The organism is Polaromonas sp. P1_A2 (genome assembly GCF_056406895.1).
In genome coordinates this window covers 1,012,040-1,034,939 of sequence record NZ_JBFTZI010000002.1, presented here as the reverse complement: position 1 = coordinate 1,034,939, position 22,900 = coordinate 1,012,040, and the positions used below count along the sequence as shown (strand labels likewise).

The window sequence follows — 22,900 nt, the reverse complement described above, 5'->3', positions numbered from 1 at the left end:
GCCCTCTCTTTTCATCCCCTTTTCTCAACCCGTCCACTTCCAGGAGCGAAACCGCATGCCAGCCGTCCCCCAGGTCACGATTTACCACAACCCCAAATGCGGCACTTCGCGTAATGTGCTGGGGCTGATCCGCAATGCCGGCATAGAGCCCGAAATCATCGAATACCTCAAGACGCCGCCCACGCGCGAAAAACTGCGGGAACTGGTTGCGCAGATGGCCGTGTCCGTGAGTGACGTGATACGGCAAAAGGAATCCATCTACCAGGAGCTGGGCTTGGGCGCGCTCGGCGATGAGGCGCTGCTGGATGCCATGCTGGCCCATCCGGTGCTGATCAACCGGCCCATCGTCGTCACGCCGCTGGCCACACGCCTGTGCCGGCCGTCGGAAGCCGTGCTGGACATCCTGCCCTTGCCGCAGCGTGGCGCCTTCGCCAAAGAGGACGGCGAGCAGGTCGTCAATGAGCGCGGCGAGCGCGTGGCCAAGCCTTAAGTCCCGCCGCCTTGCCTTATCCCGGCGCGCGGACTCGCGCGCCGCGGTCTCCCCCGCGGATTTCTACTCCGCCTTCTCCCGGCCTGTGGCTTCCCAGCCACGCCTGCAGGCCCGCTGCGCCGTGTCACACAACTGCCATTGAACTGACACGAACGCGTCACCCCCCACTCCCAGAATCACGTCATGACCAGCATGACTGAGCACCCGTTGGGACTCCCTTCACATGACAGGCAGGACGCAGGCGCCGCCCGCGGCCTGGGCGCCGGCATACAGGACCTGAACAAGCAGTGCCTGCGCATTTTGCGCTGCACGGCCCAGGCCCTGGCCAACAGTCCCGGCGGCCTGCGCTTCAAGGCCGGCACCCGGCCCTGGCTGGAGGGTTTGTCGAATGCGCGGCCGGCGCTGATGGCCGGCCTGGGGCGACCCGGCAAGGCGGTTTCGCTGTCCGCTGGTGATTGAGTGTCCAAGCCCCTTTATGGGGCTTTTTTACAGGCGGCGAAGAAATGCCGCGCGTCAGTGAGCTTGCCGAAGTTGTTGAGACACAAGGAAACAAGGAACAAGGAGTTAGCCATGAAAGAACTGCCCAATCCCACTTTTGCATTGTCGCCCGTCGCAATGCCACGGGGGTCACTTCATCAAAGCGGTCATGCTGTCGGTCCAGCCCCTGTTCAAAGGGCTCCCGTGGGGAAAATCTCGGTCAGCTGGGCCCGGCACCAGGACGAGGTCCGGCAGGCGCAACGCCTGAGGTACCAGGTCTTTGCGCTCGAGATGGGCGCCACGCTGTCCAAGACGCTGCCCGGCCACGACGTGGACCTGTTTGACGATTATTGCGAGCACCTGCTGGTGCGCGACGCCGACAGCCAGGAAGTGATAGGCACCTACCGCGTGCTCACGCCCACCCAGGCCAAGCGCGTGGGCAGCACTTACAGCGACACCGAGTTCGACCTGACGCGGCTGCGCGCGCTGCGCGAGCGCATGGTCGAGCTGGGCCGCAGCTGCGTGCATGCCGACCACCGCCACGGCGGCGTCATTCTGGCGCTGTGGGGTGCGCTCGCCGAATTCATGTCGCGCAACCAGCTCGACACCATGATTGGCTGCGCCAGCATCCCGATGCAGCACAACGGCGTGTCCAACGGCCACGCGGCCGCCAGCATCTGGCGCCAGGTGCGCCAGACGCACCTGGCCCCCATCGAGTACCGCGTCACGCCGCGCCTGGCGCTGCCTGTCGAAAAGCTCGACGACACGCTGGACGTGGAGCCGCCCGCGCTGATCAAGGGTTATTTGCGCCTGGGCGCCAAGGTGCTGGGTGCGCCGGCCTGGGACCCGGATTTCAACTCGGCCGACCTACCCATGATGATGCGCATCGCCGACCTGCCGCCGCGTTACCTCAAGCATTTTTCCGGCAAACCGGTGCCGGGCAACGCCGCGGAGGCCTGATGCGCAACATGTTTGACGCCATGGGGGCGCTGGGCAACGGCTTCGGCGGGGGGGAGGGCGACCACGACGATGACGATTCGCTGCGCAAGCGCTATCGCACCATCTTCATTTCCGACATCCACCTGGGCACGCCCGGCTGCCAGGCGGCGGCCCTGCTGGACTTCCTCAAGGCCCACCCCAGCGACAACTTGTACCTGGTCGGCGACATCGTGGACGGCTGGCAGCTGCGCCGCCGCTGGTACTGGCCGCAGTCGCACAACGACGTGGTGCAAAAACTGCTGCGCCGCGCCCGCAAGGGTTGCCGCGTGGTGTATGTACCAGGCAACCACGATGAGTTTGCGCGTGAATTTATCGGCAACCAGTTCGGCGGCATCGAGGTCATCGATGAAGCCGTGCATACCACCGCCGACGGCCGCCAGCTGTGGATCATCCACGGCGACTACTTCGATGCGGTGGTGCAGTGCGCCAAATGGCTCGCCTATGTGGGCGACAACCTGTATGAATTCACGCTCAAACTCAACCGCTATCTGAATGGCCTGCGCGCCCGCATGGGGCTGCCCTACTGGTCGCTGTCGGCCTACCTGAAACAAAAGGTCAAGAGCGCGCTCAACTACGTCACCGACTTCGAGGTGGCGGTGGCCAACGAGGCGCGCCGGCGCGGCCACCAGGGCGTGGTCTGCGGCCACATCCACCGCGCCGAGATGCGCGAGATCAACGGCGTGCTCTACTGCAACGACGGCGACTGGGTGGAAAGCCGCACCGCGCTGGTCGAAAACTTCGACGGCACGCTGGAGCTGGTGCACTGGGCGCCGGCCCATGAGACCCAGGGCCGCGGCCATGCCGCCTCCACGGTGGTCGCATGAGGATCGCCCTGGTCACCGACGCCTGGCAGCCGCAGGTCAACGGCGTCGTCACCACGCTGGTGGAGCTGGTGCGCGAACTCGCGGAACTGGGCCACCAGGTGGAAGTCATCCACCCGAATCTCTTCAAGACGCGGCCTTGCCCCGGTTATGCCGGCATAGACCTGGCGGTGCGCCCCAAGCGCGGGCTGACCGAGAAGCTGGACGCCTTCCAGCCCGAAGCCATCCACATCGCCACCGAAGGCCCGCTGGGCTGGGCGGCGCGCGGCTATTGCCTCAAGCGCGGCCTGCGCTTTACCACGGCCTTTCACACCAAGTTCCCCGAGATACTGCATGCGGCGCTCAAAATCCCGCTGTCCTGGGGTTACGCGCTGTTCCGCCACTTCCACAGGCCTTCGTCGGGCGTGATGGTGCCCACCCAGGGCGTGCTGCGCATGCTGGAGCAGCGCGGCTTTAAAAACCTGCGCGGCTGGACGCATGGCGTGGACACCGGGCTTTTCGGTTTTGAGCCGCAGCCGCGCCCGCACCCGCCCATGGGCACGCTGCTGCGCCCGGTGTCGCTGTTTGTGGGCCGGGTGTCCTACGAAAAAAACATCGAATCCTTCCTCAAGCTGGACATCCCCGGCACCAAGGTGGTCTGCGGTGTGGGGCCGCTGGAAGAGTCCCTCCAGCAGCGCTATCCCCAGGTCCGCTGGATGGGCGTGCTGGCCCGCGACGAACTGGCCAAGGTCTATGCCGCGGCCGACGTCTTTGTTTTCCCGAGCCGCTCGGAAACCTTCGGCCTGGTGATGCTCGAAGCCATGGCCGCCGGCACGCCGGTGGCGGCTTATCCGGTCGACGGCCCGCTGGAAGTGCTCGGCAAAGCCGACGGAAGCTGTCACGGCGGTGTCATGAATGAAGATTTGCAACAGGCTTGTTACGGTGCGCTGGCCGTGCCGCGCCATGAAGCGCGCCAGCGCGCGCTGGACTTCAGCTGGGGCCATGCGGCCCAGCTTTTTGAGTCTTTCCTCGTAGCCGCTGGACACAACAAGGTCATGGGCAGCACTTGCCAGCCTTTTCAGGCCGGTGCACCATCAGTCAAAAGTACTGTCACGCCATTGTCATGAAACACGTCAACACTGTGACTTGTTACTAATGACACGTAAATGCCTTGTTGATGCCCACTTCACCCGCTTCGGTGGCCGCCGCCGCGCCCCCCGTCCAGTTCCTGGACCGCGACCACAGCATTCTCGCCTTTAATGAGCGGGTGCTGGACTGGGCCAAGCGCCCGGATGTGCCGCTGCTGGAACGGCTGAGGTTTTTGTGCATTGTGTCGTCCAACCTGGACGAGTTTTTTGAGGTCCGCACCGCGCCCCACCTGACGGCGGCCCAGGCCAATGAGCAAAAGGCGCCGTATTCGGTGCAGTCCTTCAAGGCCTTGTCGTCCGCCGCGCACGACATGGTGGCGCGCCAGTATTCGCTCTACAACGACGACCTGCTGCCGGCCTTTGAGCGCCAGGGCATACGCATCGTCTCGCACGGCGAGCGCAACACCGCCCAGCGGCGCTGGGTCAAGGAGTATTTCGAGCGAGAAGTGCGGCCGTTGCTGATCCCGGTCGGGCTGGACCCGTCCCACCCCTTTCCGCAGGTAGCCAACAAGTCGCTGAACTTCATTGTGCGGCTGGGCGGCCATGACGCATTCGGCCGCGAGAACGACATCGCCATCGTCAAGGTGCCGCGCGTGCTGCCGCGGCTGATTCACATGCCCTCGCGCGGCCACCACAAGGAAGACAGGCTGTTCGTCTCGCTCTCCAGCGTGATACGCGCCCACCTGGCCGAGCTGTTTCCCGGCCGCGAGATGGGCCAGTTTTCGCAGTTCCGCGTCACCCGGCATTCGGACCTCGCGGTGGACGAGGACGACGTCAAAAACCTGCGCACCGCCTTGCGCCAGGGGCTGGAGCAGCGCCACTACGGCCAGGCCGTGCGGCTGGAGGTGTCGGCCGGCTGCTCGGAATACCTGGCCAACTTCCTGCTAAAGCAGTTCAACCTGCCGGCGCCGTCGCTGTACCGCGTTCACGGCCCGGTGAACCTGGTGCGCCTCACGCAGCTGGTGGACCTGGTCAACGATCCCAAGCTGCTGTTCCCCAGCTACCGCCCCTGCTACCCGACGCAGCTGCAGCCAGGCCAGTCCTTTTTCGAGCGGCTCAAGGAAGGCGACGTGTCCATCCACCAGCCCTTCGAGAGTTTTGACGGCGTGCTCGCCTTCCTGCGCGAGGCCGTCAACGACCCGCAGGTGCTGGCGATCAAGCAGACGATTTACCGTACCGGCGCCGATTCGGAGCTGATGGTGCTGCTGCGCGAGGCCGTGCGGCGCGGCAAGGAAGTCACCGTGGTGGTGGAGCTCAAGGCGCGTTTTGACGAAGAGGCCAACATCAACTGGGCGGAAATGCTGGAATCCATAGGCGCGCAGGTGGTGTACGGCGTGGTGGGCCTGAAGACCCATGCCAAGATGCTGCTGGTCACGCGCCGCGAAGGCCGGCAGCTGGCGCGATACGCACACCTGTCCACCGGCAACTACAACCCGCGCACGGCGCGGCTTTATACCGACATCAGCTACCTCACGGCGGATCCGCTGATGACGGCCGACATCGACAACGTGTTTGTGCACCTGGCCAGCCAGAGCCGCCTGCCCAAGCTGCACCACCTGTTGCTCGCGCCTTTCCAGCTGCACCACAAGCTGATCGAAAAAATCGATGCGCTGGGCGCGGCCGCCCTGCAGGGCAAGGACACGCGCCTGGTGGCCAAGATGAATGCGCTGACCGATGAAGACCTGATGCTGGCGCTGGTGAGGGCAGGGCGCTGCGGCGTAAAGATCGACCTGATCGTGCGCGGCGCCTGCATGCTGCCGGCCCAGGTGCCGGGCGTGACCGACAACATCCGCGTGCGCTCCATCATTGGCCGCTTTCTGGAGCATTCGCGCGTCTTCTACTTCCGCTGCGCCGAAGAGGAGACCCTGCTGCTCTCCAGCGCCGACTGGATGAACCGCAACATGCTGCGCCGGGTCGAGCTGGCCTGGCCGGTGACCGACCCGGTGATTCGCCAGCGCATCATCGACGAATGCCTGGTGGCCTACCTGCACGACGGGCGCGACGCCTGGGATTTGCAGCCCGACGGCAGCTACCTTCGTGTGAGTTCGCAGGGCGAGCTGCCGCGGCATGGCGCGCAGGCGGCCCTGATGGCCCGCTATTCGGCCCCCCAACACCAGGACAAATGACATGGACCTCATCTTGTGGCGTCATGCGGAGGCAGAAGACTGGCCAGAAGGTGATCCCCAAGGAGGCAGCGACCTGGAGCGCTCGCTCACGGCGCGCGGCGAGAAGCAGGCGGCCCGCATGGCCAACTGGCTGGACCGCCAGCTGCCCGAGGGCGCGCGCATTTTTGTGAGCCCGGCACGCCGCTGCGAGCAGACCGCGCTCGCGCTGGGCCGCAAGTACAAGATCAGGAACGAACTGGCGCCCGACGCCTCGGCCGCGCAGCTGCTGGAACTGGTGCAGTGGCCTTCGGCCAAGTCGCCCATCCTGGTGGTGGGCCACCAGCCCATCCTCGGCGAAACCATCGCCCATCTGCTGGGCCTGCAGGCCACCGATTGCCCTGTCAAGAAGGGCGCGCTCTGGTGGCTGCGCAGCCGGGATCGCGAGGGCCACAACCAGACCGTGGTGGTGACGGTGCAGTCGCCCGAAGTGCTCTGAAATAGCTGGCAGCTCCTTGGGTTATGCTGCGGGCTTTGCGGCATTCACGACCTTTAAGCACAGGGGGATATAGAGATGCGTCTGGCTGTTTGTGTGTTTCTTGCCGGTCTTTCGTTCGGAATTCATGCGCAGCCCGCGCCCGCCGGAATCAAGGAGATGATCGTGACCGGGGGGCTTTCCAGTGGAAAGACTTACCAGGTCGCCGAGCATTGCGGCGCATCCGCGGAGACGCTCAAGGCCTACAAGGCGCGGTTTGATGCCGACACCAAGGGCGGAGAGCAGCTCTACGCCAGCCTCGGAGTCAACATCGAGCAAGTCTTTCTTCAAGGGCGCAAAGAGGGTGACTCCTTTTATGCGAGCATCAAGGCCGCGCCGAATCGCGACGTGGTTTGTTCGCAAACACTGGCGCTGGTCAAGAGCCAGGCGGCGAAGCAGTGAAATGCATTCCAGCCCATTCATCGCGAGGCCTTACAAATGAATGACCTTGTTGCCGAGTATCGAGCCATGCCGTGGGCTACGGACCATTTGCCGGATTCCGGCTTGAATCATCGCAAATGCGAAATCATTCGAGCGCTTGATTCTGAGGCGAACCAGAACGATGTTTCCCGGTTACTTCTTGATGTGCTCCGGGAACCCCTGGAGTTTGATCTGGCGCGGGTTGAGGCCATTCAAGTGGTCGGGCTCTACGTCGATGAGAGCAGCCCTTTGCGCAATGAACTCTTCAATGAGGTCATTCGTATATTCAACAGCGAAGAGGAAGATGAGATGCTCCAGGGTTGGGCTGAGCGGTACGTGGAACGCCTGGAGCAAGCGCTGGAAAACACGTGATTCATCCATGAGCGTGCGTTATCCGGCAACCGCGTACCTTCAACTTTGGGCATCGAAAGGACACCTGCAAGGAGTCGCCACCGTGGCAATCAAGATCAAGCACGATGACGATCAATTAGATCGCAACCGCCACGTTATGCTGCAGGTTTTGCGGCATACATCACGTTAGACCTCAGTAGTTTCTATCGCGAGCCTCTATGCCCCAAGAGAAGATTCCAGTCGTTGTGTCACACCCGCATTGGATTCGTATGCACATCTCCAGGTCACTAGCGGTCGCCCTGTTCTCTGCGGCCCATGTCGCCATAGCTGCTGCTCAATCGGGAATTCCGGAGGTGGATGCGTCATGCCGGCAGAAAAAATGACTGAACGATTTAACGAGTTGATCGACATGGACCCACAACCCCAGGAGGCGGCTTTGCCGCGAGTTGTTGTGAGCCGGTCATTTTTACATTAGGCGTCGCAAGATACGGCGCATTCATTCGGGGGTTTTAAATGTCTCTCACTTTTTCTCCATCTGACTTGGCTACACGCCTGGCGGTCGAGGACGCCGTCGTTCAGATGTTCGTTGCCACCGATGAACGAGACTGGCCAGTGCTGGAGAGTTGTTTTACCAGTCCCTTTACGCTCGACATGACCTCCATGGTCGGTGGAACGCCGACAGAAATGACTCCAAACCAGGTGGCTCAGGCGTGGGCTGCCGGATTCAAACCGCTCGACCACGTTCACCATCAGGTTGGCAACCTTCGAACTGAGATCAGTGGTAATCAAGCGCTTGTCAGATGCCACGGCGTGGCCTTCCATCACCGGAGCAAAGCAAGCGGCCTTAAGACCCGAATCTTTGTGGGCACGTATGAACTGCAGTTGCAGCTCTTCCCGGACAGATGGCGCATCTCCCGGCTGGTCTTCAAACTCAAGTTCATTGAAGGCAACCTCGAGCTTGAGAAGTCGGCGTAGCTGTGAGAACGGCGTTTAATCCTTCCATCGAGCGGGCGTCTTCCAGCGAGCTTTGCTTGCTTCCAGCGGCCCCTCATGTCAAACGTTATGCCGCACAACCACACGTGGAGACGAGTTATGGCGAAGAAATCCAGCAGCGCAACGAAGATCGTCGTACCTGGTGGCGTTGACGAGTACATCAAAGCCAGCCCGCAAGAGGTACGCCCCCAACTGGAGGACATGCGCGATGCTATTCAAAGCGCTTCTCCCGGCAGCTCAGAAACGGTCAGCTATTTTCAGATGCCGGGCTACTACTATGAAGGCTATGACTACAACGGGATGTTTGCCTGGTTTAGCTATAAGAAGCCATTTGTCCGTCTCCATGTGCGCCCACCGGTGCTCGAAGACCACAGCAAAGAAATTGGTGTCTATGCCAAAACCAAGGCGATTGTCAGTTTCCCGGTTGATGAGCCAATACCAAAGGCGCTGGTAAAAAAACTGGTGAAAGCGAGCATTAAAGTGATGAAACAAAATGCGGAATGACAAGGCGTTCCGAACGGACGCATTTGCCGTATCCGGCGTTTGCGTGCGCAAAAGCTGCACCACCGTAGACTCAATCCTCCCATGACTATTTCTCGTCGAAAACCCCAGGTTTGTGTACTCGGCAGCGCCGAGCCCGGTTCCCGAGCCTATGAACTTGCCGGTGAGGCGGGTGAAGCGCTGGCCAGACTGGGCATCACCGTGGTGAGCGGCTGCGGCAGCCCCGCAACCAGGGTTGCCGCCGAGCGCGCCATTCAGGCAAACGGCCTGGTGCTCAGCATCGTTCCGCCAGACCAGATGCCCGGGCCGGATTGGCCCGCCACCGTTGTGCTGCCCTGTGGCATGGGGGATGCCCGTAACCTCCTGATGGCGCTTGCGGGCGATGCCTGCATCGTCATTGGCGGGCGCGCGGGTACCAAATCCGAAGTTCATCTGGCCTGGCTGCATCAGCGGCCTTTGCTTCCGTTGGTCGGCTGCGGTGGGTGGTCTGATGAGCTGCCGTCCAACCCTCCCGACGAGCGGGAAAACTCCCCCATCTTGCCTTGGAGCACCATTGCCGAGTTGGAGGCAAATCTACGCAGTCTTGGCTTGGTCAAGCGTGCGACGTGAATTGCCCGTCGGCCGTCTTCAACGTTAGACCTCAGAACCCAACTACTGGCTCGAACACATGTCAACCCAACAGCACCGCGTAAGGCCTGTATCGCTTCCTCCAGAGTCGGCAGTTACCAGCGCCTACGCATCGACGAATCTCGCAGATGCCTACTCGATCGAGCTTCCACCCGGAGCGTCGACCAATCCCGAACTGCTGGCGAGGTTCATCTTCGCCCATCAGGCACCGTGGGTTGGCACCCTCATGGCGGTTCGAGATGCGGTCGTCGGCAAGGTCGGCCTCAAAACAGCGAAGCAACTCGCGTCACTTGACGCGCAGGGCAAGACAGGCCGTCTCGGCATCTTCAAGATCTACGGCACAAGCCCGACCGAAGTTGTCTTTGGAGAAGACGACAAGCACCTGGACTTCAGGCTTTCCGTCCTCTGCTCCAGCCAGCCCTTGCCGGGAGGCAAACGCCACCTGACTTTATCAACCGTGGTCCATTGCCACAACCGCTTGGGTCGTCTCTATATTTTTGTCATCGCCCCGTTCCATCGCCTGGTCGTTCAATCCAGTCTTCGTCGTGCCGCCCAAATCGGCTGGCCATCTGCAGTGCAGGCGTAAACCAGATTCCCAGTCGCCATGTGTAGCCCGCTGCGGCCTGACTCTTTTATCGAGGGACGCCATGAACAAATCCAATCCGGGCGCTGAAATGCTTCATCTTCTCGACGCCGAGCTGCGTCTGGAAGCGAAGTGATGGTTAAACTGGTCTTCAACCTTAGGCCTCAATTGATGGAGTGACATGACAAACCATATTCGACAGCTTCTGACGCTTGCAGCCCTTGGCTGTGCACTGGGCAATGCGTTTGGCCAGCCCGCGGCCGCGGCAAATACGACTCAAAAATCGAATCAGTTCGTGGTTCAAGCCGAGGCTGCCTATAAAGGCATGCTCGAAGCGGAACGGGCGGGAAACCTCACGTCCTATAAAAAGTTCAGATCAAAGGCCGCTCTGGACGAGACCCTTGGGAACCTGCGCAAAACCGGAACTCCCGAGAGCGAGGCTGGCGCCGCGTTGCAGCGGGTATCAAAGTACTCAACAAGCCTGGATGGCTTTGATTTTGTGAGGGCCGAGGGACGAGCAAGCGTCGGGCGGCTCTTCTATCAAAAGCGCTGGAAGGCCAATGGCGAAGAAATGGTCGACTTCTTTGGCTACCTGATGCGGCTCGAGGACAACACGTGGAAAGTTGATTGTGTTGTGAATTCGACCGGAACAAAGCTCGGCATGGGCAAGTCGCGCAAGATTGAAGAGCGAACCATTGATGAAGTTGCCGAGCATCCATGCTTGAAGATGAGCTGAGGCCTGACCCCTCCTGGGTGGGCTCCCCCTCAAGGGTAAGTATCTGACCGATAGACTGGCCGGGTGGGGGCGCTTCGTTCAGCCTGGACGCCGGGCATCCAGACCTTAAAGTACATCAATCTCAATGGATCTCGACGGAATACTTGCACTCATTCTTTTTGTCTTGCATTGGCGCATCGCCCTATGCCTTGCCGGCAGTAGTGCGCTGGCAATTGCCCTGGTGCATCTGTTTCCCTGGCTGAATGTCCTGCAGGGCATCGTGCTGGCCATGCTCGGTCTTGTTGCCGGAGCGATTTGGGAGGCGCAGGCTACTACGCCGGAAGCGACGAACGCTCAGAAACCGCCTGAAACCACCACCGGCGTCGCTTGCGCGAGTGCGCTCCTCGCCGGCGCCATGTGGGGAGTCTCCAGCGCAAACTCGATGCATTCCTTTCTTGCCGGCGCGGTGATCTTCATCGTCGTCGCATGGGGGTGGGTCTGGTATTCGGGCGTTGCCGAGGCTTCGGTGGCCAAGGAGCGGGTTTATCTCTGCATTATTCTGGCGGCATTCGCATTTCCAATCGCGGCAGCGTTTGCTCACAATGCGTTTTTTCAAGCCCTGCCTTAAGCGGATCCACCTTCGGCGGTCCGCATAAGTAAAACTTGTATTGCACAGCGAGTGTGATCACGCCGGAATTTCAGAACTCATCAATGACCTATACAGCGCCGCGATACGTGAGAAGATTTTTGCATCCTTTTTTAACTTCTGGATTCCTGGCTTGCTTTTACGTTAGACCTCAATGAAAGCTGCACTTTTTATCGTCATCGGATATTTGCTGGCGAGCTTTCTTGCCACCTCTGTTTTGTTGGCGGTGCAGCCGCCGCACGCGCATTTTCCCAAGCTGGTTGCGCTTGCATTTTTTCCTCTATACCCCGTGAGGTGGGTGGGCGAGGTATTCCTGGGGACGGTGACCCCCGTGGAGGCAATGGCACTCTTGTTGTTTGTGTTGCTGATGGGAAGCAGCGTCTACCTAGCGCTCAAAGCGTGGCGGAAGGCGGCCTAATGGTTATAGTGCAAATACCGCGCGCAGGCCGATGACAGAAGTTTCCGGTCATTCCAGCTTTATTCGTCCAGGATTCCGATGCTGTTCAAGATGCTGAAAGTTGAGACTATCGCTTTGGTGCTGTGGCTCTCGTGTGGCGCAAGTGCTTCGACCATTCCAGATCTTCCGGTGGCGGTGATTGAGCCGGGCCTTGAAGTGGATGACCGTCTTGGAGCGGAGATGGGTTGGGTGGACGACTACACCCTGCTTGCCACTGCGCAGATCGACAGCAAGAGCCAGTTTTGGGAGCGCAAAGTCATGCGTGTGGATGTGCGAACGGGCCAAACCGGGGAACTGTTCCGCCAGGGGGCCTTGATTTGCGCCAACCCAACGGAGAAAATTGCCGGTGTTTTGGTGGGAAGCGAAGCGAGCATCTATACCGGAAACTCCAAGGAGCCCAAACCGGAACTGAATTTTTATAGCTGGAATTCCTTGCTGGGCAAACTGAGTCCCAAGAGTCCCGGCGTTGAATGGAATTTTTTTATTTGTAAAAAAACCAAACAGGCTGACACCAAGGTCCCTGCGATCGGGTTCCTGCAACGGGAAATTCGCTACCTTGAAGCAAAGGATGGTTATCTATCCCTTTCCATGGATCAACGCGTCGTGCTTGTAAAAAACGAAAGGCCCGTTGCGACCTTGGACGCAAAATCAAGTGAGGTTGCCCCGGTGCCCCAATACTTGCCGTTCCGCGATGAATACCTGCTGTCATCCGGCCGATTCGTAATGACTGGATCGATGGCACGACCCAATGAGGCCCATGTCACCGAATATCCGCTTCTTACGATGACGAGTGCAGGAAGGGTCAAGCGCGAGTACTTTCGGAAATTATTTGAAAGTAATGGCTTGGGCGTGGACGGTATGACCTTCCCCTATGCCAAAGGCACGGTGATCATCGTGTCGGATCGTCCCAAAAATGGCGGAGGCATCTACCTCAATCAAGGTGGATCGATCAAGCGAATTTGGTGCACCAGTAACGGTAGTGAATATGACCGTCAATGCCGTCCAGTGTCTATTTCGATGTCACCCGACGGGTGTCATTTGGCGCTTTTTGCCAAGGGGTCTGATAACCTCAAATCTCCATATGCCTATGGCCCCACGCTAAAGATTCTTCCCCTCTGCAAGTGATGGTATCTCCTTGCTTGCCGGTTCGTTCAGAAAATTCCGGTTCTATGTATCCCGCGTAACACTGCGTGCCGACCGGACACGCACGGAAAGTTGAAATGAGATGAATCACCCTATACGCCCCAAATTCTGCAGTTCAGCATTTCTGCTCGCACTCGCGATCACTTCAGCCTCCGCACTCGCCAACGAGTGCGCATCGAATTATTCTTCGCGTATGGGGCCTGAGGCGCTGGAAGCGTGCGTCGCCTCCCTGCAGCCGAGTGATACGGGCCAATTTGCAATTTTGGGGGACATATTTTTCTATGGTCGTGGCCCCAAGCCTGATCAGCAAAGAGCGATCTCCTATTACACGCGAGCCGCTGAAGCAGGCCATCCGGGCGCACAACTGAACCTGGGCCTCGCCCTAAAGTCGGTGGATGCGCCTCCGGAAGTCTGGGTAGCCTGGATCGAGAAGTCGGCGATGAATCGCAATGGGGATGCGCTGGATGCACTTGCACGCAGCGATTGGCGGACTGACGAAAGCAAGGACCCGAAAGACCGCCGCGCGAACGAGCTCTACCTGCAGGCATTGACCAGAATCGCAACCCGGGCGACTCTTGATGACGAAAGGTATGCGCAGCTTGCCAGTCGGATCGGATACTTGTATGACAAGGGTATCGGCACTTCCGCCAGTCGACCGGAAGCTGTCGCGTGGTTCGTCCGAGCCGGTGAACGAGGTGGATACAAGGCGCTCTGGTTTGCTCTGAAAGCGTACAAGCTGGGTGACGGCGTTCCAAAAAATCCCGCGAAGGCTGAGCAGTTGCTGGCTTTGTTCTTTGATAAGCAGAAGGATTTCTTTGCCACCGAACCCAAGCCATACATTGATTGGCTCACTCAGGCCGCGGACCTCGGATTTTCATCCGCTGCCCTTCGGCTCGCCGAGATATACGAGAAGGGAACGCATGGCGTCGCACCCAACAGTGCCACAGCCGCACGCTTGAGGGCGCAGGCGAAAAATTAATTGCGTCCATCACCGGGCAAGAGGCTGCCCGGTGACCGCGCGAATGGAGTCCAGTCATGACAGGCTCGGCTCTCATTCGCACCCGGTGCATTTCAAATAAGCACGACGGATAGCTTAAGTCCCGAGCGTAGGCCGACCGGTCTTGATCGCGGGAACCTGCTCCAGCGCCGTCAGGAAGGCCGCGTCGGAAAGGCCGGCCAGCAGCTTGATGCCGGCGCGCAGCAATTCGCTTTTCTTCGCCGGGCGGGTCAACCTGGCGGCGCGCTGCTTGAGCTCGTCGAGCACCACATATTCGGCCTTGGGAATGGTGAAGCTGTCGCGCACCAGTTTTGGCTTTTTGGTTTTCTCGGGCTTGGCTGCCTTCACAGGTTTGGCGCTTGCCTGGGGTTTGGCGGCAGGCTTCTTGGCGCCGGCTTTTTTCACGAGGGCTTTTTTAACCGCGCCTTTGCCGGCAGGGGCCTTGGCGGTGGACGCCTTTTTCGGGGTGGGTTTGGCGGCGGGTTTCACGGGAGCCTTGGGCGTTGCCGGGGTCGGCGTGACGGGTTTCGCAGTTGCTTTTTTGCTGGTAGCCATGGATTGATCCTTTTTGGGTGCGGTCGAATAAACCGTATATACAGTTTATACGGTTTATTCGAAAACGGTCAAGCTGCCCCCGGCGGCGCTCAGGCGCGTGAGGGGCGGGGCGGCAAGGGATGGATCAGGCGCTCGGAACGACCAGCGTCCACGGCGTCTTTTGCCAGGCCAGCACTTCTTCCTGCAGCAGGTGTGCCGATTGCGGGAAGGCCTGCGCCCAGCCGGCGCGGCAGTTCAGCACAAAAATCCGGCCAGGCTGGTCGCCGCATTCGAGTTGCAGGCCTTTGAGGTCGGGGTCGCGGCGCGCGTGGCACAGAATGACGGCCAGGCGCAGGCACAGCAACTGCTGGATGAACACCCGGTCCTCGAAATCGATTTCGAGCTTGCGCAGCTTGCCGCGGTGGCCCAGCACCAGCAGGCTGATGCGGTGCAGCTCAGGCAGGGCAAAACCCGGCGCGTCGGCGTTGTCCAGGATGTAGGCGCCGTGCTTGTGGTAGTCGCTGTGCGAGATCTGGCTGCCGATTTCATGCAGCTGCGCGGCCCACTCGAGCTTGCGCTGAAAACGCGCGGAATCGGCGGCGGGCATGCCGGCGCCGGCCATCGCGAACAGGTGGCGCGCCACCTTGCTGACGCGCTGGGCCTGCACCGGGTCGGCACTGAATTTATTGGCCAGGCGCTGCACGGTGGTGGAGCGCAGGTCGGTCAGGTCGTGTTCGCGGTCCAGCAGGTCGTACAGCACGCCGTGGCGCAGGGCGCCCTGGGCGGCTTCCATGTGCGAAATGCCCAGCAGCTCGAACACCGCGCGCAGCACGCTGACGCCGCCGCCTATGACGGCGCGCCTGTCGTCCTTCATGCCGTCGAGTTTCAGGCGGTCGGCGCTTTGTGCCTTGAGCAGGCGGTCCAGCAGCCAATCGAGGCCCTCGCGCGTGACCTGGCCTGCGGGCCAGCCTGCGGCCGTGAGCACGTCGCTGACGGCGCCTATGGTGCCCGAGGAGCCGTAGGCCGTGTCCCAGGTGTCGGCTCGGTAGGCATTGACGGCCTCGTCGAGCACCGCCTTGGCGGCCACCTCGGCGCTCGTGAAGGCGCGCGCGGTGAACTGCCCCTCGGGGAAATATTTCATGGACCAGGCCACGCTGCCGACGCGGTAGGACTCCATGGTGCGCGCATCCAGGCCCCTGCCGAGGATCATTTCGGTGGAGCGCCCGCCTATGTCGACCACCAGCCGGCGCTCGTTGGACTGCGGCAGCAGATGCGCCACGCCTTGGTAAATCAGGCGGGCTTCCTCGCGGCCGGGGATGACGTCGATGGGAAAGCCGAGGATTTTGTGGGCGCGCGCCAGAAATTCCTCCCGGTTGCGCGCCTCGCGCAGGGTCTGGGTGGCGACCGCGCGGACCTGGTGTTTCTTGAAGCCCGCCAGCCGTTCACCGAAGCGCGCCAGGCAGTCCCAGCCGCGCTGCATGGCTTCCGGCGTCAGGTTGCGGTCGGCGTCCAGCCCGTTGCCCTGGCGGACGGTTTCCTTGAGGTATTCGGTGCGGTGTATGCGGCCGTGGTCAAAGCGGCCGATTTCGAGGCGAAAGCTGTTGGACCCCAGGTCCACAGCCGCGAGCAGCGTTCCATTTTGCATGCCTGAGTTTAAGGGCTCTGCATAGCTGTCGCGTGGGACCCGCATCAGCATTTAGGCCTAACCGATGAGCCGGCCGTCGACCGTCATCATGCTCTGGGTGACGTAGGTGCTGCTGCGGCGCTGGGGGTTGAAGCTCACGCTGAAGCCGCCCATGTTCAGGGCGCCGCGGCGCTGAAAAGCGGCCAGCACATTCTGGCGGTTCAGCGGGCCGTCCACCTCGCTGAGCACCTCATAGGTGTAGCGCGCGGCGATAAATCCGGCCAGGCTCAGGGCCGCGGGCGGCTCGTCAAACAGGCGCGCCAGGGTTTCGCGGTAGCTCCTGACAATCGGCAGGCTGGCGTTGACCAGGGGCACGGGCTGGGTGGCGATCACCGGGGTGTTGCGCGCCGCGCCCATCTGCAGCATGGTCGTCAGGTTGACGTCCGCCAGGGCCACGATGTAGCGCTGGCGGGACTGCTTTTCCAGGCCCTGGGTGAATTCGGCCAGTTCGGGCGTTCCGCCCACGAACAGCAGCACGGCGGGCGTGCGCGGCGTGAGCTTCTGGCCCAGTGCGCGCAGGTCGTCCGCGCCTTTGAAGGACTGCAGCTTGAGCTGCAGGGCGGCGGTGATGCGTTCGACGTCGGCGCGGTAGGCGCTGTAGTCCTGCGCCGTGGCGTAAACCGCGCCCAGTTCCTTCAGGCCCATGGTGGAAAGGGTTTTGAGCGCGTAGGCGATCTGTTCCTGGCGCGCCGCAAAAATCGGGAAGGTCTTGTCGTCGATCTCGAGGCTGGAGTTCTGCAGCCAGGGCGCCACGTGCGCCATGGCCAGTCCGCCTTTGTGGGACATCTCCACCACCTGGCTGGCCACGAGGTCGCCGACGCTGCCGGAAAGGGCCACACAGGCGGGGTTGTCCTTGACCGAATCGAGGGCCGTCTTGAGGCCGGCCGGCGTGCCGTCGGTTTCCAGGGTCTGGTGCTCGATGCGGCGGCCGCGAATGCCGCCTTTGGCATTGATGTCCTGCCAGGCGGCGCGCGAACCAATCAGAAAATCTTTGGAGACGTCCTGCTGCGCCTGCGAAAAATCCACCACCTGCGCCACGATAAGGCTGCGCGATGCGGATTTTCCGGTTTGTGCCCATGCGGGCGCGGCAATGCCGGCCGCCAGCAGGCCGGCGTGCTGCAACAGGCGGCGGCGGGGCAGGCGAGGGAGGAGGGGGAGGGATTTGGGCAGAGGCATGGCGGGATTCCTGGCGCTGTGTCCGTCCTCAGTTGTCAGATGAGATGCGGCGAAATTGTGAAGGCCCCTGCTTTCCGGGGAAAGGCAGGGGCCTGAAGGGTGGCAAAGCAAGGCGCGCGGCCTTGCGCGGGATCAGCGGGCTGGCGGGATCAGGACGGCGTCCACCACATGCACCACGCCATTCGTGGCGGAGATGTCGGCGGTCTGGACCATGGCGTCCTCGACGGTGACGAATTCCCCGGCCTTGGAGAGCGCCACATTGGCGCCGTTGACGGTTTTGCTGTTGCCGTTCTTCACGTCGGCGGCCATGAGCTTGCCGGGGATCAGGTGGTAGCTCAGGACAGCCTTGAGCTTGGCCGGGTCCTTGGCCAGCTCGTCCATGGTCTTGGCGGGCACTTTGGCGAAAGCTTCGTTGGTGGGGGCGAACACGGTATAGGGGCCGGTGCCCTTGAGCGTGTCGGTCAGTCCGGCCTTGGCCACCAGGCCGTTGAGCGTGCTCAGCTGGGATTGGGCGGCAATGGTGTCGGCCACCGACACCGGGGTGGGGGAAGTGGCGCAGCCGACGAGGGCGGCAACTGCGGCAACAGCGGTGGTGAGGACCAGAAAGCGGCGGTTCAGCATGGGAATTTCTCCTGATTAAGACAGGGCCAAGCGTAGGAGCGCCCGGTGACAGATTCGTGACGGAAATTTGAAGCTTTTGTGACGCCCAGAGGAGCGAAAGCCTCCCGGAAGGCTGTCATATTTGTCACAGCCTTGTCACACAAGCTTCCTACAGTCGACGCATCTTCCCTGGCAAACCCAGCTGACTTCAACCAATTCCGACTATTTCCAACCCAGAGGTGTTCTGATGAATCTGACTTTCAAAGCTTCCCTGACGGCCGCGATGGGCCTTGCCTTCGCCTCTTTTGCCACCCTGGCCACCGCCCAGGACGTCACCGGCGCCGGCGCCAGCTTCCCCGCCCCCCTGTATTCCAAGTGGGCCGCTGATTACAACAAGGCCACCAGCGTCAAGATCAACTACCAGTCCGTGGGCTCCGGCGCCGGCCTGCGCCAGATTGAAGCCAAGACCGTCGATTTCGGCGCCTCCGACGCCCCCCTGAAAGACGAGGAACTGGCGAAAAAAGGCCTGATGCAATTCCCCACCGTGATCGGCGGCGTGATTCCCGTGGTCAACATCAAGGGCATCGCCCCCGGCCAGCTCAAGCTGAGCGGCCAGGTTCTGGGCGATATCTACCTGGGCAAGATCACCAAGTGGACCGACCCCGCCATCAAGGCGCTGAACCCCACGCTGGCCCTGCCTGACGCGGCCATCGCACCGGTGCGCCGCGCCGACGGCTCCGGCACCAGCTTCATCTTCACCAACTACCTGAGCAAGGTCAACGCCGAGTGGAAGTCCAAAGTGGGCGAGGGCACGGCCGTCAACTGGCCCGTGGGCGCGGGCGGCAAGGGCAACGAAGGCGTGGCGGCATTCGTCGGCCGCCTGCCCAACTCGATCGGCTACGTGGAATACGCCTACGTCAAGCAGAACAAGATGACCTATGCCCAGCTGAAAAATGCGGCCGGCAACTTCGTGTCGCCTGAAGACAGCGCTTTCAAGGCTGCAGCGGCCGGTGCCGAATGGTCCAAGAGCTTCTACCAGATCCTGACCGAGCAGCCCGGCAAGGACTCGTGGCCCATCACCGGCGCGACCTTCATCCTGATGCAAAAAGTGCAGGACAAGCCCGCCCAGGCCGCCGCTTCGCTCAAGTTCTTTGAGTGGGCTTACAAAAACGGCGACAAGACCGCCGACGACCTGGACTATGTGCCCATGCCCGCCGCCGTGAAGACCATCATCGAAAAAGCCTGGGGCGACATCAAGGACGCGTCCGGCAAGACGGTTGCCTACAAGTAAGCACAGCCTGAACCGCAGCCTGCTGTTTTCCGCAGTCTTTACAAACCATAGGGGTTTCTCACGTGTCCTCTACACTTCCGGCTAGCCGGGCCGCTTTTGACCTCCCGGCCAAAGCGACCGGACGCGACATGACCAATCCTCCCCCCGGCAATGCCGTGCGCAGAAGCCCCTTGGCAGACCGGCTTTTCGGCTGGGCTGCGCAGGGCGCGGCCTGGCTGACGCTGGCCCTGCTGGCCGGCATCCTCGTCTCACTGGTGATAGGGGCCTGGCCCGCCATCAGCAAATACGGCCTCGGCTTCCTGGCCAGCAGCGTCTGGGACCCCGTCAAGAACGAGTACGGCGGCCTGGTCATGATTTACGGCACCATCGCCACCTCGCTGATCGCCCTGGTCATCGCGGTGCCGGTGAGTTTCGGCATTGCGCTGTTCCTGACCGAGCTGTCGCCCGCATGGCTCAAAAGGCCGCTGGGCACGGCCATCGAGCTGCTCGCCGCCGTGCCGTCCATTGTTTACGGCATGTGGGGCCTGCTGGTGTTTGGCCCCATCCTGGCCACCTATGTGCAGCAGCCGCTGCAAAGCCTTTTGACCGGCGTGCCCTACCTGGGCGCGCTGGTGTCCGGCCCGCCCGTGGGCATAGGCATTTTGTCGGCCGGCATTATCCTGGCCATCATGATCATTCCCTTCATCGCCTCGGTGATGCGGGATGTGTTCGAGGTCACGCCGGTGCTGCTGAAGGAATCGGCCTACGGCCTGGGCTCCACCACCTGGGAGGTCGTCTCCAAGGTCGTGCTGCCTTACACCAAGGCTGGTGTGGTCGGCGGCATCATGCTGGGACTGGGGCGGGCGCTGGGCGAGACCATGGCGGTCACCTTCGTCATCGGCAACTTCAACCAGCTCGACTCGCTGAGCCTGTTCCAGGCGGCCAACAGCATCACCTCGGCGCTGGCCAACGAGTTCGCCGAAGCGGGCGAGGGCCTGCACCAGGCGGCGCTGATCTACCTGGGCCTGGTGCTGTTCTTCATCACCTTTGTCGTGCTGTCGCTGTCCAAGCTGCTGCTGGCCCAATTGAGAAAGAGTGAAGGGGTGAAAACATGAGCGCCATGATGCAAGACGCACGCCTGGCCAAGTTCGCGCGCCGCAAACGGGTCAACCGGATCGCGCTGGTCCTCTCGCTGGCAGCCATGTCCTTCGGCCTGTTCTGGCTGGCCTGGATCCTGTGGGAAACCATACGCCTGGGCGTGGGCGGCCTTTCGCTGGCCACCCTGACCCAGATGACGCCGGCGCCCAATGAAGCGGGCGGCATCGCCAACGCGATCTACGGCTCCCTGCTGATGGTGCTGCTGGCCACCTTTGTGGGCACGCCTATCGGCATCATGGCGGGCATCTACCTGGCCGAGTACAACACCAAGGGCATGCTGGCCTCGGTGACGCGCTTCGTCAACGACATCCTGCTGTCCGCGCCGTCCATCGTGATCGGCCTGTTCGTGTACACCGTCGTCGTGTCGCAGTTCAAGTCCTACTCGGGCTGGGCCGGTGTCCTGGCGCTGGCGCTGATCGTGATTCCGGTGGTCATACGCACCACGGAAAACATGCTGCAGCTGGTGCCGCCCGGCCTGCGCGAAGCCGCCTACGCCCTGGGCGCGCCCAAGTGGAAGGTCATCACCAGCATCACGCTGCGCGCCGCGCGCGCCGGCGTGACGACGGGTGTGCTGCTGGCCGTGGCGCGGATTGCCGGCGAAACGGCACCGCTGCTGTTCACCGCGCTGAACAACCAGTTCTGGACCTCGGACCTGAACCAGCCCATGGCCAGCCTGCCGGTGACGATCTTCAAGTTCGCGCTGAGCCCTTATGAGAACTGGCAGCAACTGGCGTGGGCGGGCGTGTTCCTGATCACCATGGCCGTGCTTGGCCTGAACATCCTGGCGCGCGTGCTGACACGCGCAAAAAACTGACAGCCACACAACACAACAAGGTCACAGATGGACACCATCACCGCACAACGCGAGCAATCGAAAATATCGGTCAAGAACCTCGACTTCTACTACGGCAAGTTCCACGCCCTCAAGGGCATCAACCTGGAAATTCCGGAAAAGAAGGTCACGGCCTTCATCGGCCCCTCGGGCTGCGGCAAGTCCACGCTGCTGCGCATTTTCAACCGCATGTATGAGCTCTACCCCGAGCAGCGCGCCGAAGGCGAAATCATGTTCGACGGCGAGAACCTGCTGACGTCCAAAAAAGACGTGGCGCTGATCCGCTCCAAGGTCGGCATGGTGTTCCAGAAGCCGACGCCGTTCCCGATGTCGATCTACGACAACATCGCTTTCGGCGTGAAGCTGTTCGAGAGCCTGAACGCCTCCGACATGGACGAGCGCGTGGAATGGGCCCTGCGCAAGGCCGCGCTCTGGACCGAAGTCAAGGACAAGCTCAACCAGAGCGGCTCCAGCCTCTCGGGCGGCCAGCAGCAGCGCCTGTGCATCGCCCGCGGAATCGCCATCAAGCCCGAAGTGCTGCTGCTGGACGAACCCTGCTCGGCGCTGGACCCGATCTCGACGGCCAAGGTGGAAGAGCTGATCGCCGAGCTGAAGAACGAATACACGGTGGTCATCGTGACGCACAACATGCAGCAGGCCGCCCGCTGCAGCGATTACACGGCCTATATGTACCTGGGCGACCTGGTCGAATTCGGCGCCACCGAAGACCTGTTCTTCAAGCCTAAGCGCAAGGAAACCGAAGACTACATCACCGGCCGTTTCGGATGAACCACCCAGCCCCCTGCCTCGGCTCACTGCGTGCAGCCGGAATTCCCCTCAAGGGGACGGCGCCTGCGGCCCGGCAAAGCCGGTTCCGCGACGCCCGCCGGCTTGGCACTGAGTGCCTCATGCGCCGCTGTTCTGATCGCAGCGGTGAATAAACCAAAGGGAAAAACATGCCTGATAAACACCTCTCAACCCAGTTTGACAGCGAACTCAACGGCGTATCCTCGCGCGTCATGGAGCTGGGCGGCCTGGTCGAATCGCAGATTCGCCTGGCGATCTACGCCTTGTCCCAGTTCAGCGCCGAAAGCGCCAACCAGGTCATCGAAGCCGAAGCGCGCGTCAATGCGATGGAAATCGACATCGACCGCGAGCTGTCGTCCATCATCGCGCGGCGCCAGCCCACGGCCCGCGACCTGCGCCTGCTGATCGCCATTTCCAAGACCACGGCCAACCTGGAGCGCGCCGGTGACGAAGCCGAGAAGATCGCGCGCATGGTCAAGTCCATCATCGAGAGCGGATCGGCCCGGGCCCTGCCTTCCTCCGACCTGCGCATCGCCGCGGAACTTGCCTCCGGCCTGTTGCGCAAGGCGCTGGACGCTTTTGCCCGGCTGGACACCGCGGTGGCGGTTTCCATCCTCAAGGAAGACGACCAGATCGACCAGGAATTCGACGGCTTTGTGCGCAAGCTCATCACCTACATGATGGAAGACCCGCGCACGATTTCGCCCAGCCTGGACCTGCTGTTCGTGGCCAAGGCCATAGAGCGCGTGGGCGACCATGCCAAGAACATCGCGGAGTTCATCATTTACATCGTCAAAGGGGCTGATGTACGGCACACCCCTATGGAACAAATCGAATCTGCCGTAAAGTAAAGAC

Annotated in this window: 27 protein-coding genes; 23 read left to right on the top strand and 4 right to left on the bottom strand. The window is 61.6% G+C overall.

Annotation, left to right across the window (positions count from 1 at the left end):
- Positions 1–55 precede the first annotated feature (55 nt).
- The 18 genes from arsC to AC1D09_RS11840 all read left to right on the top strand — a co-directional run bounded on the left by arsC (position 56) and on the right by AC1D09_RS11840 (position 13,966).
- Positions 56–490 (top strand): arsenate reductase (glutaredoxin), encoded by a 435-nt coding sequence (gene arsC, locus AC1D09_RS11925; RefSeq protein ID WP_477664777.1) that lies wholly within the window; start codon positions 56–58, stop codon positions 488–490.
- Between the two features lie 183 nt (positions 491–673).
- Positions 674–949 (top strand): hypothetical protein, encoded by a 276-nt coding sequence (locus tag AC1D09_RS11920; RefSeq protein WP_477664778.1) that lies wholly within the window; start codon positions 674–676, stop codon positions 947–949.
- 111 nt (positions 950–1,060) lie between these two features.
- Entirely contained in the window at positions 1,061–1,927 is an 867-nt protein-coding gene (locus AC1D09_RS11915) for a GNAT family N-acetyltransferase (RefSeq protein ID WP_477664796.1), read from the top strand.
- Positions 1,927–2,790 (top strand): UDP-2,3-diacylglucosamine diphosphatase, encoded by an 864-nt coding sequence (locus AC1D09_RS11910; protein ID WP_477664795.1) that lies wholly within the window; start codon positions 1,927–1,929, stop codon positions 2,788–2,790. The genes AC1D09_RS11915 and AC1D09_RS11910 overlap by 1 nt, the downstream gene beginning before the upstream one ends.
- Positions 2,787–3,893 (top strand): glycosyltransferase family 4 protein, encoded by a 1,107-nt coding sequence (locus AC1D09_RS11905; protein WP_477664794.1) that lies wholly within the window; start codon positions 2,787–2,789, stop codon positions 3,891–3,893. Before AC1D09_RS11910 ends, AC1D09_RS11905 begins: the two co-directional genes overlap by 4 nt.
- Positions 3,894–3,943: 50 nt before the next feature.
- On the top strand, positions 3,944–6,040 hold the full coding sequence (ppk1, locus tag AC1D09_RS11900) for a polyphosphate kinase 1 (RefSeq protein WP_477664793.1): 2,097 nt from the start codon (positions 3,944–3,946) through the stop codon (positions 6,038–6,040).
- Position 6,041: 1 nt separating this feature from the next.
- Entirely contained in the window at positions 6,042–6,515 is a 474-nt protein-coding gene (locus AC1D09_RS11895; RefSeq protein ID WP_477664792.1) for a SixA phosphatase family protein, read from the top strand.
- Between the two features lie 75 nt (positions 6,516–6,590).
- Complete coding sequence (locus AC1D09_RS11890; protein ID WP_477664791.1) at positions 6,591–6,953, top strand: hypothetical protein; 363 nt, start codon at positions 6,591–6,593, stop codon at positions 6,951–6,953.
- Between the two features lie 36 nt (positions 6,954–6,989).
- Positions 6,990–7,343 carry a hypothetical protein gene (locus AC1D09_RS11885; RefSeq protein ID WP_477664790.1) on the top strand — a complete coding sequence of 118 codons (354 nt, stop codon included), beginning with the start codon at positions 6,990–6,992 and terminating at the stop codon, positions 7,341–7,343.
- A 519-nt stretch (positions 7,344–7,862) separates the two neighbouring features.
- Positions 7,863–8,297 carry a nuclear transport factor 2 family protein gene (locus AC1D09_RS11880; RefSeq protein WP_477664789.1) on the top strand — a complete coding sequence of 145 codons (435 nt, stop codon included), beginning with the start codon at positions 7,863–7,865 and terminating at the stop codon, positions 8,295–8,297.
- Between the two features lie 117 nt (positions 8,298–8,414).
- Positions 8,415–8,819 carry an iron chaperone gene (locus tag AC1D09_RS11875; protein WP_477664788.1) on the top strand — a complete coding sequence of 135 codons (405 nt, stop codon included), beginning with the start codon at positions 8,415–8,417 and terminating at the stop codon, positions 8,817–8,819.
- An 81-nt stretch (positions 8,820–8,900) separates the two neighbouring features.
- Positions 8,901–9,425, top strand: a complete 525-nt coding sequence (locus AC1D09_RS11870; RefSeq protein WP_477701061.1) for an SLOG cluster 4 domain-containing protein — start codon at positions 8,901–8,903, stop codon at positions 9,423–9,425.
- 58 nt (positions 9,426–9,483) lie between these two features.
- Positions 9,484–10,029: a DUF2867 domain-containing protein gene (locus AC1D09_RS11865; RefSeq protein WP_477664786.1), complete on the top strand. Its 546-nt coding sequence runs from the start codon at positions 9,484–9,486 to the stop codon at positions 10,027–10,029.
- 178 nt (positions 10,030–10,207) lie between these two features.
- A complete protein-coding gene (locus AC1D09_RS11860) occupies positions 10,208–10,762 on the top strand; it encodes a hypothetical protein (protein WP_477664785.1) in 555 nt (184 codons plus the stop codon).
- A 124-nt stretch (positions 10,763–10,886) separates the two neighbouring features.
- Positions 10,887–11,369 carry a hypothetical protein gene (locus AC1D09_RS11855; protein WP_477664784.1) on the top strand — a complete coding sequence of 161 codons (483 nt, stop codon included), beginning with the start codon at positions 10,887–10,889 and terminating at the stop codon, positions 11,367–11,369.
- A 172-nt stretch (positions 11,370–11,541) separates the two neighbouring features.
- On the top strand, positions 11,542–11,805 hold the full coding sequence (locus AC1D09_RS11850; protein ID WP_477701060.1) for a hypothetical protein: 264 nt from the start codon (positions 11,542–11,544) through the stop codon (positions 11,803–11,805).
- A 78-nt stretch (positions 11,806–11,883) separates the two neighbouring features.
- Complete coding sequence (locus tag AC1D09_RS11845; protein WP_477664446.1) at positions 11,884–12,969, top strand: hypothetical protein; 1,086 nt, start codon at positions 11,884–11,886, stop codon at positions 12,967–12,969.
- Between the two features lie 100 nt (positions 12,970–13,069).
- Entirely contained in the window at positions 13,070–13,966 is an 897-nt protein-coding gene (locus AC1D09_RS11840) for a tetratricopeptide repeat protein (RefSeq protein ID WP_477664445.1), read from the top strand.
- A gap of 114 nt (positions 13,967–14,080) precedes the next feature.
- Here the strand turns inward: AC1D09_RS11840 and AC1D09_RS11835 are convergent, their stop codons facing one another.
- The 4 genes from AC1D09_RS11835 to AC1D09_RS11820 all read right to left on the bottom strand — a co-directional run bounded on the left by AC1D09_RS11835 (position 14,081) and on the right by AC1D09_RS11820 (position 17,999).
- On the bottom strand, positions 14,081–14,539 hold the full coding sequence (locus AC1D09_RS11835) for a hypothetical protein (protein WP_477664444.1): 459 nt from the start codon (positions 14,537–14,539) through the stop codon (positions 14,081–14,083).
- A 124-nt stretch (positions 14,540–14,663) separates the two neighbouring features.
- Positions 14,664–16,163, bottom strand: a complete 1,500-nt coding sequence (gene ppx, locus AC1D09_RS11830; RefSeq protein WP_477664443.1) for an exopolyphosphatase — start codon at positions 16,161–16,163, stop codon at positions 14,664–14,666.
- A 57-nt stretch (positions 16,164–16,220) separates the two neighbouring features.
- Positions 16,221–17,378 carry an ABC transporter substrate-binding protein gene (locus tag AC1D09_RS11825; RefSeq protein WP_477664442.1) on the bottom strand — a complete coding sequence of 386 codons (1,158 nt, stop codon included), beginning with the start codon at positions 17,376–17,378 and terminating at the stop codon, positions 16,221–16,223.
- A gap of 132 nt (positions 17,379–17,510) precedes the next feature.
- Complete coding sequence (locus tag AC1D09_RS11820) at positions 17,511–17,999, bottom strand: fasciclin domain-containing protein (protein ID WP_477664441.1); 489 nt, start codon at positions 17,997–17,999, stop codon at positions 17,511–17,513.
- Between the two features lie 226 nt (positions 18,000–18,225).
- Here AC1D09_RS11820 and pstS point away from each other — a divergent pair, with 226 nt between their 5' ends.
- The 5 genes from pstS to phoU all read left to right on the top strand — a co-directional run bounded on the left by pstS (position 18,226) and on the right by phoU (position 22,896).
- The gene (gene pstS, locus AC1D09_RS11815; RefSeq protein WP_477664440.1) at positions 18,226–19,269 is read left to right on the top strand and encodes a phosphate ABC transporter substrate-binding protein PstS; all 1,044 of its coding nucleotides are present in this window, start codon (positions 18,226–18,228) and stop codon (positions 19,267–19,269) included.
- Between the two features lie 128 nt (positions 19,270–19,397).
- Entirely contained in the window at positions 19,398–20,363 is a 966-nt protein-coding gene (gene pstC, locus AC1D09_RS11810) for a phosphate ABC transporter permease subunit PstC (protein WP_477664439.1), read from the top strand.
- Complete coding sequence (gene pstA / locus AC1D09_RS11805; RefSeq protein ID WP_477664438.1) at positions 20,360–21,220, top strand: phosphate ABC transporter permease PstA; 861 nt, start codon at positions 20,360–20,362, stop codon at positions 21,218–21,220. The genes pstC and pstA overlap by 4 nt, the downstream gene beginning before the upstream one ends.
- A 27-nt stretch (positions 21,221–21,247) precedes the next feature.
- Positions 21,248–22,027 carry a phosphate ABC transporter ATP-binding protein PstB gene (gene pstB, locus AC1D09_RS11800; protein WP_007871927.1) on the top strand — a complete coding sequence of 260 codons (780 nt, stop codon included), beginning with the start codon at positions 21,248–21,250 and terminating at the stop codon, positions 22,025–22,027.
- Positions 22,028–22,194: 167 nt separating this feature from the next.
- Entirely contained in the window at positions 22,195–22,896 is a 702-nt protein-coding gene (gene phoU, locus AC1D09_RS11795) for a phosphate signaling complex protein PhoU (RefSeq protein WP_477664437.1), read from the top strand.
- The last annotated feature ends 4 nt before the right edge of the window (positions 22,897–22,900 follow it).